Raw genomic sequence first — 12,643 nt, 5'->3', positions numbered from 1 at the left:
CCGACCCGACCCCGGGGGTGTATGAGTGTGTCCGAGGGGGGACTTGAACCCCCACCCCCTAATACGGGGACTAGCACCTCAAGCTAGCGCGTCTGCCATTCCGCCACTCGGACGCCACGATCTCTCGATCGCGTCGGGGAGAAGCATAGCCGAGCCCCCGGGGCGGTCTGCGCCCGGGTGTCCACCCCGGGTCTCGGCAGGTCGGCCCCGGTGCGCGGTGGTAGGAAGGCGCCCATGACCGCTTCACCGGACGAGAGCCCCAGCAGTGCCGAGGCGGAGGTCGTCCAGCTGTGTTCCGAGCTGATCCGGATCGACACGACGAACACCGCGGATCCCGAGACCCTGGCCGGTGAGGCCGAGGCCGCCGACTACGTCGCGGAGAAGCTGCGCGAGGTCGGCTACGACGTCGAGCTGGTCGAGTCCGGCATGCCGAAGCGGATGAACGTGATCGCCCGTCTGGAGGGCGCGGACCGCTCGCGGGGTGCGCTGCTGATGCACGGGCACCTCGACGTCGTCCCGGCGGACGCGAGCGAGTGGTCGGTGCACCCGTTCTCCGGGGCGGTGCAGGACGGCTACGTCTGGGGCCGCGGCGCCGTCGACATGAAGGACATGGACGCGATGATGCTGGCGGTCGCGCGCCGCTTCAAGCGTGAGGGCGTGGTCCCGCCGCGGGACATCGTGTGGGCGTTCGTCGCCGACGAGGAGGCCGGCGGCAAGTGGGGCGCGCAGTGGCTGGTGGAGCACCGGCCGGACCTGTTCGCCGGGTGCACCGAGGCCGTCGGCGAGGTCGGCGGGTTCTCGCTGACCCTGGGCGAGGACCAGCGCGCCTACCTGATCGAGTCCGCGGAGAAGGGCATCGCCTGGATGCGGCTGCGGGCCAAGGGCAAGCCGGGGCACGGCTCGTTCCTGCACGACGACAACGCCGTCACCATCCTGTCGGAGGCCGTGGCCCGGCTCGGGAACCACACGTTCCCGCTGACGATCACCGACACCGTGCAGGCGTTCCTGGACCGGATGACCGAGCTGACCGGCGTCGAGTACCCGGAGGACGACCTCGAGGGTGCCCTGGCCAAGCTCGGCCCGATCGCGCGGATCATCGGGGCGACCGTCCGGGACACCGCGAACCCGACGATGCTGAACGCCGGGTACAAGGCGAACGTCATCCCGTCGACGGCGGAGGCGGTCGTCGACTGCCGGGTGCTGCCGGGGCGCGAGGAGGAGTTCCTGCGCGAGGTCGACGAGCTGCTCGGGCCGGACGTCGAGCGGGAGTGGGTCACCGACCTGCCCGCCGTCGAGACGCCGTTCGAGGGCGCCCTGACCGACGCGATGCAGGCGGCGCTGCGCACCGAGGACCCGGCCGCGGAGATCGTCCCGTACATGCTGTCCGGCGGGACCGACGCGAAGGCGTTCTCGACGCTGGGGATGAAGTGCTACGGCTTCGCCCCGCTGCGGCTGCCCCCGGAGCTGGACTTCGCGTCGCTGTTCCACGGCATCGACGAGCGTGTCCCGGTGGACGCGCTGACCTTCGGCACCCGGGTGCTGGACCGCTTCCTCAGAACGGTCTGAGGGGGAGCGCCGCCTCCGCGGTCACGGTGTCAGGATCCGGCGCAGCTGCCGGGCCGCCCCTCGCGGACGGGTCGTGAGGGCGCCGTGCCCGCCGGGCATCGGCACCGCCGGCCGTCCGAGTGCGGCCGCGAGTGCCTCCGCGCAGCGTCGGTCCCAGCCGCCGGGCACGTCCGCGCCCACGGACGGGACGAGCGTGACGGGCACGGAACGGAGGCGTGCGGCGTCGAGCGGGTTCGCGCGCACCGCCGGGAAGTCGTGCGCGAAGAACCACCGCAGCCCGGCGTGGAGATCGCCGGCCGGCCGGGGCGCCCCGGCGCCGGGCTCGGGATCGCTCCTGTCGGCGACGAGCCGGCCCATCGCGCCGATCGCGGCCACGAGGTCGGTCCGGGCGAGCTCCGCGACGTGGTCCAGCCCGGCCTCGCGCTCCGCGTCGTGGACGACGGCGGGCAGCGGTGGCTCGTGGACGACGGCCGTGCCGACGAGGTCCGGCTCCTCGACGGCGAGCTGCAGCGCGACGACCGCGCCGATGCTCGCCCCGACGACGGACGCGGGCCGGTCGGTGAACCGCCGGAGCACGGCGGCCGCGTCGAGCGCGTGCCGGTGGAGGGCGTCCGGGGGTGGCTCGCCGGGGACCGGGGCCGGGCTCCTGCCCAGCCCGCGCCGGTCGTAGGAGACCACCGTGAAGGTGTCCGCCAGCTCGGCGGCCAGCCGCGTGGTGGCGGACGCCTCGGAGATCCCGCCCTGGAGCAGGAGCACGACGGGGCCGGTGCCCGTCCACTCGACGTGCAGGGTGGTGCCGTCGTCCGCGATCGCGTGGTCCTCCATCCCCGCACGATCGCAGGACGCTCCCGCCCGGACGACGAGGCCGGGCCGCTTCCGGCGGGTGGTCCGCATGGGGCAGGGTGGCCGTCATGGATCTTTCGGGCAGGGTCGCCCTGGTCACCGGCGGCGCGTCGGGCATCGGTGCGGCGGCGGTGGACCGGCTGGTGGCGGCGGGGGCACGGATCGTCGTGGTGGACCGGGACGCCGACGCGGCCGCGGCCGTCGCCGGCCGGTCGGACGGTCTGGCGATCGGCGCGGACGTCACCGATCCCGGGGCGATGCCGGCCGCCGTCGCCGCGGCGGAGGACCGGTTCGGCCGGCTCGACGTCGTCCTCCTCAACGCCGGTGTGACCGCGGGCCAGTCCGGCATCGAGGACCTCGACCTGGACGACTACCGGCGCATCCTCGGGGTCAACCTCGACCACGTCGTGTTCGGGCTGGCCGCGGCCGTCCCGGCGCTGCGCCGGGCGGGCGGCGGGCACGTGGTGGCGACGTCGTCGCTGGCGGGGCTGGTCGGGATGCCCGGCGACGCGCTGTACACGGCGACGAAGCACGCCGTCGTCGGCTACGTCCGGTCCGCCGCGCCGACGCTCGCGCCGGAGGGGATCAGGGTGAACGCGGTCTGCCCCGGCTTCGCCGACACCCCGCTGATCGCGCGGGTGCGCGACCGGTTCGGGGAGTTCCCGATGCTGACCGCGGACGACGTCGCGGGCGGGATCGAGGACATCCTCGAGCGGGGCGAGCCGGGGGAGTGCTGGTTCGTGCAGCCGGGGCGGGAGCCTGCGCCGTACGGGTTCCGCGGGGTGCCGAGTCCGAAGGGCGCGGGGAAGCCCCCGGAGATCGGCTGGCAGGACCACTGAGCGGGACCCGCCGGGGAACGGCCCCTTGACCTCGACCGAGGTTCAGGTCGCAGGCTCTCCGGCATGGCACAGCTGAACCACACCATCGTCCACTCGCACGACAAGCGGGCCGGTGCCGCGTACCTGGCCGAGGTACTCGCGCTGCCGGAGCCGCAGCCGTTCGGCCCGTTCCAGGTCGTCGAGACCGCGAACGGTGTGAGCCTCGACTACCTCGACGCCGGCCCGGGCGCCGACGTCGTCTCCCAGCACTATGCGTTCCTGGTCTCCGACGCGGAGTTCGACGCCGCGTTCGGCCGGATCCGGGACCGCGGCCAGCAGTACTGGGCGGACCCGGGCCGGTCCCGTCCGGGCGAGGTCAACACGAACGACGGCGGGCGCGGGATCTACTTCGAGGACCCGTCCGGGCACCTGCTGGAGATCATCACGGTGCCGTACGGCGGCTGAGGCTCAGAACGTCGGCTCGGGCAGGAGCCCGTGCGCGTGGCTGATCCTCCGCCTGAGGACCACCTTGCGCACCCCGCCCGGGTAGAGGCGCAGCCGGGAGAGCTCCCAGCCGGAGAACTCGGCCTGGATGGCGAGCCGGACCGCGGCCGTCAACCGGGGGACGTCGCCGTCGATCCGCACGGGGCGGTACTCGTACCGGTCGTCGATCCAGCCCTCGCCGTCCCGAGTCCCGGCGTACCGATTCCCTTCGGCTGCCGACTCCTCCGGTCCGCTCTCCGCCATCCGTGCCTCCCGGTCGCGCTGTCACGGCGCCGCCCGCCGGGTGAACGGCGGGTGGTGCTGGCGTGACCACGATAGGCATGCAGCTCGGTCCCCGGCCACCACGAACGTCCCGCATCCCCGGGGCCTGCGGGCCGCGTCACGTCACCGGACAGGGTCGCTCACGTCGTCGAGTGCAGTCCGGATCTCGGCGGGCAGGGTCACGTCCTCCGCCGCGAGCGAGGCCAGCAGCTGCGCCGCGTCCCGCGCACCGACGACGGCGCTCGCCACCCCGGTCCGGTCGCGCACCCAGGTCAGGGCGACGACGAGCGGGGACGTCCCGAGCCCGTCGGCCGCGGTCAGCACCGACTGCACGATCCGCGCGGAGTGCTCGGTGCGGCGGGCCTCGACGTAGGAGGCCAGCAGCGTGCTCGCGCCGCGCGAGTCGGCGGGCGTGCCGTCGGTGTACTTGCCGGTCAGCACCCCGCGGCCCAGCGGGGCCCACGCGAGGATCCCCAGGCCGTGGTGCCGGGCCGCGGGCAGCAGCTCCGCCTCCGGCTCCCGCGCCAGCAGCGAGTACTCCACCTGGGTCGACACCGGCCGGCACACGGCCGGGTCCGGCCCGCCCGCCGCGGCACCGGCCACCGTGGCGAGCTGCCAGCCCTGCGGGGCGACCAGCCCGGCGTAGCGGACCCGGCCCGAGTAGACCGCCACCTGCACCGCGGACAGCATCTCGTCCAGCGGGACGTGCGGGTCCCAGCCGGGGAACTGCCACAGGTCGAGATGGTCGACGCCGAGCCGGCGCAGGGTCGTGTCCAGCGAGCGCAGCAGCGTGGCCCGGGACGCCCGCCCGCCCGGCCCCGCCGTGCCGGCCGTGCTGCCCCGCCCGGCGATCACGAGGTCGTCCCGGGGGACCGTCCGGCGCAGCAGCCCGCCGAGCACCTGCTGGGCCGCGCCGCCGCCGTAGTCGTCGGCGGTCTCGACGAGGGTGCCGCCGGCGTCGACGAAGACCCGCAGCTGCTCCGCCGCCTCCGCGGGCGAGGTGTCCTCGCCCCACGTCATCGTGCCCAGCCCGACCCGGGACACCTCCAGGCCGCTGGCGCCCACCGGTCTGCTCAGCACGGTCCCCGAGCCTAGGCGGGTTCACCCCCGCCACCGTCGAGGGCGCGCGTAGTGACCCCCGTCTCCACGCGTACGGTGACGGCCCGTGACCGATCAGGCCGCACTGCAGCCGGTGCCCCTCGTCCGGGGGCGCCGATGAGCTGGCTCGAGGTGATCGTCCTCGGCCTCATCCAGGGACTCACCGAGTTCCTGCCCGTGTCGTCGTCCGGGCACCTCCGGATCACGTCCGAGGTGTTCTTCAACAGCGATCCCGGGGCCGCCTTCACCGCGGTGACCCAGCTGGGGACCGAGGCCGCGGTGATCGTGTACTTCGCGAAGGACCTGTGGCGGCTGTTCGTCACCTGGCTCCGCGGGTTCCGCGACGCCGAGGTCCGCCAGACCGACGACTACCGGCTGGCCTGGCTGGTGATCGTCGGCTCGATCCCGATCGCCGTCCTGGGCGTGCTGCTCAAGGACCAGGTCGAGACCGTGGCACGGAACCTGTGGCTGGTCGCGACGATGCTGGTCGTCTTCGGGATCCTGCTCGGCCTGGCCGAACGGTTCGGGAAGCAGCGCAAACCGATCGAGAAGATCACCTGGCGGGACGGCATCGTGCTCGGGTTCGCCCAGGCCATGGCGCTGGTCCCGGGGGTCTCCCGGTCCGGGGGCACGATCACCGCGGGCCTGGCGCTCGGCCTGACCCGGCCGGCGGTCGTCCGGTACTCGTTCCTGCTGGCGATCCCGTCGGTGTTCGGTGCGGGCCTGTTCACGCTGCCCGACGTGTTCGCGGGCGACGGACCGTCGGCGGCCCAGATGGTCGTCGCCGTCGTGATCGCCTTCGTCGTCGGCTACGCGGTCATCGCGTGGCTGCTGCGGTTCGTGCAGAACAACACCGTCTACGTCTTCGTGGCGTACCGGATCGCGCTGGGTGTCGCCCTGCTGGCGGCGCTGGCGATCGGGGCGGTCTCCGCGACCTGAGCGGGCCCGGGGCTCCCGCCCCGGTCCGCGCACGTCACGTAGCCTCGCCCGCGTGACGACCTTGATCCTGCTGCGGCACGGGCGCTCCACGGCGAACACCGCCGGGGTGCTGGCCGGGCGCACCCCCGGGGTCGAGCTCGACGACCGTGGCCGCGAGCAGGCCGCGAAGGTCGTCGACCGGCTCGCCGACCTGCCGATCGCCTCCGTGGTCACCTCGCCGCTGACCCGCTGCCGGGAGACCGTGGCGCCGCTGGCGGCCGCCCGCGGGCTGGAGCCCGTCGTCGAGGACGACCTGGCCGAGGTCGACTACGGCTCGTGGACCGGCCGGAAGATCTCCGAGCTGACCTCGGAGGACCTGTGGAAGGTCGTCCAGGCCCACCCGTCGGCGGCGGTGTTCCCGGACGGCGAGTCGCTCGCCGGCATGCAGGCCCGGGCGGTCGCGGGCGTCCGCAGGCACGTCGCGCGGGTGCGCGCCGAGCACGGCGACGACGCCATCGTGCTCGCGTGCAGCCACGGCGACGTCATCAAAGCGGTACTGGCCGACGCGCTCGCCTGCCACCTCGACAACTTCCAGCGGATCGTCGTCGACACCTGCTCGGTGAGCGTCGTCGCCTACACCCAGCTGCGCCCGTTCGTCGCGCGGATGAACGAGCAGTCCGGCGACGTGGCGAGCCTGATCCCCAGGCCGGCGGAGGAGAAGCCGTCGTCGGACGCGGTGGTCGGAGGCGCGACCAACGCGTGAGGTAAGGTGATCCTTCTCCCATCGTTCCTGGTGACAGCGCTGTCGGCCGACGGTGGGGATGCCCCCGGTTCCCGTCTCGCCTACCCTGGGAAGGGTCATGGCACGCGTCATCCACGTCTTCCGCCGCCCGGACCGCTTCGTGGCCGGCACCGTCGGTGAACCCGGCGACCGCGCTTTCTACCTGCAGGCGATCGAGAGTTCGCGCACGATCAGCGTGCTGCTCGAGAAACAGCAGGTCTCGGTGCTGGCGGAGCGGATCACCGCGCTGCTCGGCGAGGTGTCCAAGCGCTTCGGCGAGGAGAACCTCCCCGAGGGCGACGAGACGCCGGGCTCCGACAACGACCCGTTGAACGTCCCGCTCGAGGAGGAGTTCCGGGTCGGCACGATGGGCCTGGGGTGGGACGCGGACTCCAGCTCGATCGTCGTCGAGCTCCTCGCGGTGTCGGAGGAGGAGATCGACGAGTCGGTCGTCCTCGACGACACCGAGGAGGGGCCGGACGCGTTGCGCGTGTTCCTCTCGCCGAACGCGGCGAAGGCGTTCGCCGACCGGGCCGAGAAGGTCGTCGGCGCGGGTCGCGCGCCGTGCCCGCTGTGTGCCGAGCCGCTCGACCCCGAGGGGCACGTCTGCGTCCGGCTGAACGGCTACCACGACCGCAACCCCGTGGCCGGGTCCTCCGAGTGAGCAGGGTCGAGTGAGCCCGGCTCCCGGACTCCGCGACCCGGCCGTGCTCGAGATCCTCGACCGGGGGCGGCTCGAGGTCACCGGACGGATGGTCGACGCGTCCAACGCCACCCTCTTCGGCACCGTCACGCTCGACGGGACCGAGCTGCGCTGCGTCTACAAGCCGGTCCGCGGGGAGCGCCCGCTCTGGGACTTCCCGGACGGCACGCTCGCCGGGCGCGAGGTCGGCGCCTACCTGGTGTCCGAGGTCTCCGGGCTGAACGTCGTGCCGCCGACGGTGCTCCGGGAGGAGGCCCCGTTCGGGCCGGGAATGGTGCAGGCCTGGGTGTCGTCCGGCGACGAGAGCGCGCTGACCGACCCGGGCTCGGAGGGCGACGAGCTCGACGGGGAGCTCGACGAGCAGACCCTCCACCTGGCGTCGGAGTCGCTGGTGGAGCTGTGCGAGCCCGGCGACGTGCCGGGCGGCTGGCTGCCGGTGCTGCGTGCCCGTGACGGCGCCGGTGACCCGGTCGTCCTCGTGCACGCCGACCACCCGCAGCTGCGCGCGATGGCGGTGTTCGACGTCGTCGTGAACAACGCCGACCGCAAGGGCGGGCACGTCATCGTCGCCGGTGACGGCGGCGTCTACGGCGTCGACCACGGTCTCACCCTGCACACCGAGCCCAAGCTGCGGACGGTGCTGTGGGGCTGGATCGGCGACGGCATCGGCGAGGAGCGCACCGCGCAGCTCAAGGAGCTGCGATCCCGTCTCGCCGGGGACTTCGCCGACACGCTGGGGGAGCACGTCACCCGGCGGGAGGTGGCCGCGCTGCGCTCCCGCATCGACCACCTCCTCGCCGAGCCGCACTTCCCCGGGCCGGACGGGTTCGGGCCGGCGATCCCCTGGCCCGCGTTCTGATCCTCCGCCGCCCGGCCCGGGCCGCTCAGTCCGCCGGGCGCAGCAGCCCGAGCCGCCGGGTCGCCCGGGTCATCGACACGTAGAGATCGGCCGGGTTCCCGGCCCGGACGCGCTCCGGATCGACGATCACGACGGCGTCGAACTCCAGGCCCTTCGCCGACACCGGTGTGTGCACCTGCGCCGGGAGATCGTCGAGACCGGTGATGTCGGCGGCGATCACCGCGACGGTCCCGTCGTCGAGCCGGGCCGCCTCGGCCTCGACCGCCTCCCGCACCGCGTCGGCGAGGCCGGCCGCGGGGACCGTGCGGTCCCACGGGTGCTCGCCGGTCTCCCGCACCGAGTCCGGTGGCCGGTGCCCGGGCGCGAACGACGCCAGGACCTCGGCCGCCGGGTCCATGATCTCGGTGGGGGTCCGGTAGTTCACCGTGAGCGTGCGGTGCGTCCACCGGTCGTCGAGGTGCGGGGCGAGCACGTCGGTCCAGCTGCGGGCCCCGGCGGGTGCGCTGCGCTGGGCGAGGTCGCCGACCGCGGTGATCGAGCGCGACGGGCACCGGCGCAGCAGGACGTGCCAGTCCATCGCGGACAGTTCCTGCGCCTCGTCGACGACGAGGTGCCCGAACCGCCAGTCCCGGTCGGCCGCGGCCCGCTCGGCGACCGTCCCACCGATCCCGGCCACGTGCCGTCCGGCCAGGACGTCGGAGGTCACGAAGTCGGTCGGGCGCAGCTCGTCGGCGTCCTCACCGGCGAGGTCGCGGTCGGCGGACTCCAGGATGGACAGGACGTCGGCCGCGTAGCGCCCGTCCGGCTCCTCGGCGGTGGCCGCCGCGCCGGGCGGGTCCCCGAGCAGCTCGGCGAGTTCGTCGAGCAGCGGTGCGTCGGCCACCGTCCACGGTGCGCCCGCGGCGCGGTGCAGGCCGGTGAGGTCGGTCCCGCCGGCCGCCGCCGCGAGGCGCCGCCGCGACGCGTAGAGGTCGGCGAGCGCCCGCTCCGGTGTCAGCACCGGCCAGAGCTGCTCGACGGCCGCGTGGAAGCCGGGCTCCGAGCGCAGGTTCGCGCGCAGCCCCTGCCGCATCTCCGCCGACACCTCCGCCGCGCCGGCCGGCTCGATCTCCGGCAGGTCGCCGAGCCCGGCGAGGAGCTCGGCGACCTCGGGCGGGTCCTCCAGGCTCGCGCCGAGCGCCTCCAGGCCCTGGTCGACGAGCAGACCGCCGAGCGCGTCGCGGAACGTCACGCGGGCGACGTTGTGGGCCGACCCGGTGGCCTGTGCCCGCCGCCGGGCCTCCGCGACCATGGCGTCGTCGATCTCGACGGTGACGTCGTCGAGCTCGATCGCGATCCGGCCGCCCGGCAGCTCCTGCCGGTCGGCGACCGCGCGGCGCAGCACGTCCACCATCGCGAGGTCGCCCTTGGTGCGCGCGACCTCCGGCGGGTCGAGGGCGCCCGCGACGACGCCGTGCCGCAGCCGGCCGGGCGTCGTGAACACCACGGCCGACTCACCCAGCGCCGGGAGCACCCCGCCGACGTAGTGCACGAACCCGGCGCTCGGCCCGACGACGAGCACACCGCTGCGGGCCAGCCGGTCGCGGTGCGCGTAGAGCAGGTAGGCGACCCGGTGCAGCGCGACGGCGGTCTTGCCGGTGCCCGGGCCGCCCTCGATCACCGCGGTGCCCGCCAGCGGGAGCCGGATGATCTCGTCCTGCTCGGCCTGGATGGTCGTCACGATGTCGCGCATCTGCGATCCGCGGGGCGCGTTCAGTGCGGCGAGCAGCGCCGGGTCCGACGCCGACCGGGCGTCGGTCCCGGCCAGGGCCGAGCGGTCCAGGACGTCGTCGTGGTACGACGCGACGCGCTCGTCGGGGGCGGTACCGGCGATGCGGAAGTGCCGCCGCCGGGTCACCCCGAGCGGGGTGACGGGGGTGGCGCAGTAGAACGGCCGGGCCGCCGGCGCCCGCCAGTCGACCAGCGCGCTCTCCCCGTCGGCCGGGTCGGTGAGCCCGATCCGGCCGACGTAGGTCGCCTCCCCGCCGGTGTGGTCGAGGCGCCCGAAGCACAGCCCCGCTCGGGCGGCCTTGAGCGCCGTGACCCGCTCCGACCAGCGGTGCACCGAGACGTCCCGCTCCCAGCGGGCGCTGAGCTCCTCACCGGTCGGTGCGGCCTCGCCGCCGCGTGCGCGGGCCGTCGCGTCCGCGAGCTCGGTGGCGAGCAGTGCGTGCAGTGCGCGGACCTGCCCGGTCTCCGCGGTCAGTTCCTGGTCGGCGAGGGCTCTGTTCACACTCTTCCCATCCGTGGTATGCTGAAAGCGCGGAGCTACGAGATCTTCGTCAGGTCGCACCCCGCATGGTAGCGCCTCCGCGACCCCTCACGCACGTGTGCGCAGCAGCTGGACGATCTCCCGGACCGCCATCGCCGTCGCGAACGTCCCGAACACCAGCCCGAGCACGACGGCGTCGAGCGACAGCCCCAGCGCCGCCCCGGCGACCGTCCCCGGGGCCGCCGTCACCGCGAGCAGCCGCCCCCACCGGCCCGACGCAGTCCCCTGGCGCAGGTGCACGACCGTGCCGACGATCGAGTTCGGGATGAACATCAGGAGTGACGTCCCCGCGGCGACGTGCAGGTCGGTCCCGAACAGCAGCACCATCGCGGGCACCGCGAGCAGCCCGCCGCCGAGCCCCATCGCCCCGGCCCACGCGCCGATGACCAACCCGACGGCCGTCGTCACCGGGTACAGGAACCACGGGTCGTCGATCAGCTCCTGCGGCACGAGCGCACCGTCGAACAGGGGGAGCGCGAGCGCGTCGACGGTGAGCTTCACGGCCGTGAGCAGGAGGATCCCGATCAGCAGGACGCGCAGCAGGGTCTCCGACGCCCGCGCCAGCAGCGCCGGCCCGACCAGCCCGCCGACCGTGCCGCCGATGATCAGTCCGACGCCGGCCCGCAGGTCCAGCACCCCGCCACCGGCCGCGTAGGCGGCGGCCCCCGCGACGCACACGCCGATGTTGGCGATCGTCGACGTGCCGTGGATCCGGGCCCGCGACATCCGGGTGAACCGGTCGAGCGCCGGGACGAACAGCACCCCGCTCCCGCCGCCGATCAGACCGCCGACGACGCCGCCGACCAGCCCGATCGTGCCGACCAGCCCGCTGCGCCCGCCCTCCGCGCCGCTGTCGTCGGCCTGTCCGCCCGCACCCGGCGGTCCGATCGCGTCGCTGCGGGCCATGGGCCCATTCTCGATCGGCCCGGCACCCCGCGCCGGGGCGGTCCCACGAACCGGGATCCGGCCGCGGTGCCCCGCGCCGGCGATCACCGCCTAGCGTGCGGGGGACAGGTCCCGGACATCCACCAGGAGCGACGCATGGCCCTCCCCGCACCGCAGCGGATCACCGTCCCCGGCACGACCCGGCCCGAGACCACCCTGTCGGTGCACGACACCGGTGGGCCGGGCGAGGTCGTCGTCCTGCTGCACGGCTGGCCGGACCGGGCGACGCTGTGGGAGCCCCAGGCCGAGGTCCTCGCGGCGGCCGGCTACCGGGTCGTCGTGCCCGACCTGCGCGGGTTCGGCGAGTCGGACCGGCCGGAGGGGACCGAGCACTACCGGATGAAGGCGCTCCGGGCGGACGTCCTCGGCGTCGCCGACGCGCTCGGGATCGACCGCTTCGCCCTCGCCGGGCACGACTGGGGCGCGGTGCTGGGGTGGACGCTGACGCTCGCCTCGGACCGGGTGACCCGCTACGCCGCGTTCTCCGTCGGGCACCCCGCCGCGTTCGCGACGGCCGGGTTCGGGCAGAAGGCGATGTCCTGGTACATGCTGTGGTTCCAGTTCCCGGGCGTCGCCGAGGAGGTGCTGCCCGCGCACGACTGGCAGTTCCTCCGGGCATGGGCCCAGGCGTCGTTCCCGGAGGGGCACCCGCTGCCCGCGCAGCAGATCGCCGACCTGTCCCGGCCGGGTGCGCTGACCGCGTCGCTGGAGTGGTACCGCGCCAACGTGGACCCGGCGACGTTCGTGGCCACCGAGATCCCGCAGGTGCCACCGATCCGGGTCCCGGTCCTCGGGGTGTGGAGCGACGGCGACATGGCGCTGACCGAGGGGCAGATGCGGCGCTCGTCGGAGTTCGTCGAGGACTTCCGGTTCGCGCTCGTCGAGGGCGCCGGGCACTGGATCCCGCAGGAGGCACCGGAGCAGGCGGGCCGGCTCCTGCTGGAGTTCCTCCGCGGCCGATGACCGCCGTGACCAAGGGGACAGCGGACGCACCGCGCGCGGCGGACACCGGAAGGGCCAGGATGGTGCCCGGTCC

At 74.4% G+C, this 12,643-nt stretch carries 13 protein-coding genes and 1 tRNA gene; 8 read left to right on the top strand and 6 right to left on the bottom strand.

The features are described 5' to 3' along the window. Window positions 1-28 precede the first annotated feature (28 nt). Window positions 29-113, bottom strand: a tRNA-Leu gene (locus PP1_RS10125). A 121-nt stretch (window positions 114-234) separates the two neighbouring features. On the opposite strand from PP1_RS10125, the gene PP1_RS10120 reads away from it, so the two are divergent. Then, window positions 235-1,566 carry a M20/M25/M40 family metallo-hydrolase gene (locus PP1_RS10120; protein ID WP_010227125.1) on the top strand — a complete coding sequence of 444 codons (1,332 nt, stop codon included), beginning with the start codon at window positions 235-237 and terminating at the stop codon, window positions 1,564-1,566. Window positions 1,567-1,587: 21 nt separating this feature from the next. Here the strand turns inward: PP1_RS10120 and PP1_RS10115 are convergent, their stop codons facing one another. Continuing rightward, window positions 1,588-2,391 (bottom strand): alpha/beta fold hydrolase, encoded by an 804-nt coding sequence (locus PP1_RS10115; RefSeq protein WP_033199101.1) that lies wholly within the window; start codon window positions 2,389-2,391, stop codon window positions 1,588-1,590. 86 nt (window positions 2,392-2,477) lie between these two features. On the opposite strand from PP1_RS10115, the gene PP1_RS10110 reads away from it, so the two are divergent. After that, window positions 2,478-3,248, top strand: a complete 771-nt coding sequence (locus PP1_RS10110; RefSeq protein ID WP_033199097.1) for an SDR family oxidoreductase — start codon at window positions 2,478-2,480, stop codon at window positions 3,246-3,248. Window positions 3,249-3,311: 63 nt separating this feature from the next. Then, window positions 3,312-3,692, top strand: coding sequence for a VOC family protein (locus tag PP1_RS10105; RefSeq protein WP_010227135.1), 381 nt, complete (start codon window positions 3,312-3,314; stop codon window positions 3,690-3,692). Window positions 3,693-3,695: 3 nt separating this feature from the next. On the opposite strand, the gene PP1_RS10100 is transcribed toward PP1_RS10105, so the two are convergent. Continuing rightward, on the bottom strand, window positions 3,696-3,974 hold the full coding sequence (locus PP1_RS10100) for a DUF5703 family protein (protein WP_010227137.1): 279 nt from the start codon (window positions 3,972-3,974) through the stop codon (window positions 3,696-3,698). A 141-nt stretch (window positions 3,975-4,115) separates the two neighbouring features. After that, window positions 4,116-5,072, bottom strand: a complete 957-nt coding sequence (locus PP1_RS10095) for an aldo/keto reductase (protein WP_029239358.1) — start codon at window positions 5,070-5,072, stop codon at window positions 4,116-4,118. A 135-nt stretch (window positions 5,073-5,207) separates the two neighbouring features. On the opposite strand from PP1_RS10095, the gene PP1_RS10090 reads away from it, so the two are divergent. The 4 genes from PP1_RS10090 (at window position 5,208) to PP1_RS10075 (ending at window position 8,351) form a co-directional block, all read left to right on the top strand. After that, a complete protein-coding gene (locus tag PP1_RS10090; RefSeq protein WP_010227141.1) occupies window positions 5,208-6,029 on the top strand; it encodes an undecaprenyl-diphosphate phosphatase in 822 nt (273 codons plus the stop codon). 52 nt (window positions 6,030-6,081) lie between these two features. Further along, a complete protein-coding gene (locus tag PP1_RS10085; protein ID WP_010227142.1) occupies window positions 6,082-6,771 on the top strand; it encodes a histidine phosphatase family protein in 690 nt (229 codons plus the stop codon). A 97-nt stretch (window positions 6,772-6,868) separates the two neighbouring features. After that, a complete protein-coding gene (locus tag PP1_RS10080) occupies window positions 6,869-7,453 on the top strand; it encodes a DUF3090 domain-containing protein (protein ID WP_010227144.1) in 585 nt (194 codons plus the stop codon). A gap of 10 nt (window positions 7,454-7,463) precedes the next feature. Continuing rightward, window positions 7,464-8,351, top strand: a complete 888-nt coding sequence (locus tag PP1_RS10075; protein ID WP_010227145.1) for an SCO1664 family protein — start codon at window positions 7,464-7,466, stop codon at window positions 8,349-8,351. A gap of 25 nt (window positions 8,352-8,376) precedes the next feature. Here the strand turns inward: PP1_RS10075 and PP1_RS10070 are convergent, their stop codons facing one another. Together PP1_RS10070 and PP1_RS10065 are read right to left on the bottom strand one after the other, a co-directional pair. Then, the gene (locus PP1_RS10070) at window positions 8,377-10,623 is read right to left on the bottom strand and encodes a UvrD-helicase domain-containing protein (protein WP_010227146.1); all 2,247 of its coding nucleotides are present in this window, start codon (window positions 10,621-10,623) and stop codon (window positions 8,377-8,379) included. An 87-nt stretch (window positions 10,624-10,710) separates the two neighbouring features. Further along, window positions 10,711-11,568, bottom strand: a complete 858-nt coding sequence (locus tag PP1_RS10065; protein ID WP_010227147.1) for a sulfite exporter TauE/SafE family protein — start codon at window positions 11,566-11,568, stop codon at window positions 10,711-10,713. 135 nt (window positions 11,569-11,703) lie between these two features. Between PP1_RS10065 and PP1_RS10060 the strand changes: the two genes are divergently transcribed. Further along, the gene (locus PP1_RS10060) at window positions 11,704-12,570 is read left to right on the top strand and encodes an alpha/beta fold hydrolase (RefSeq protein ID WP_010227148.1); all 867 of its coding nucleotides are present in this window, start codon (window positions 11,704-11,706) and stop codon (window positions 12,568-12,570) included. Window positions 12,571-12,643 lie beyond the last annotated feature (73 nt).

This window comes from Pseudonocardia sp. P1 (assembly GCF_000178675.2).
In the GTDB taxonomy this organism is placed as follows: domain Bacteria; phylum Actinomycetota; class Actinomycetes; order Mycobacteriales; family Pseudonocardiaceae; genus Pseudonocardia.
This window is presented reverse-complemented; position numbering and strand designations above follow the sequence as displayed.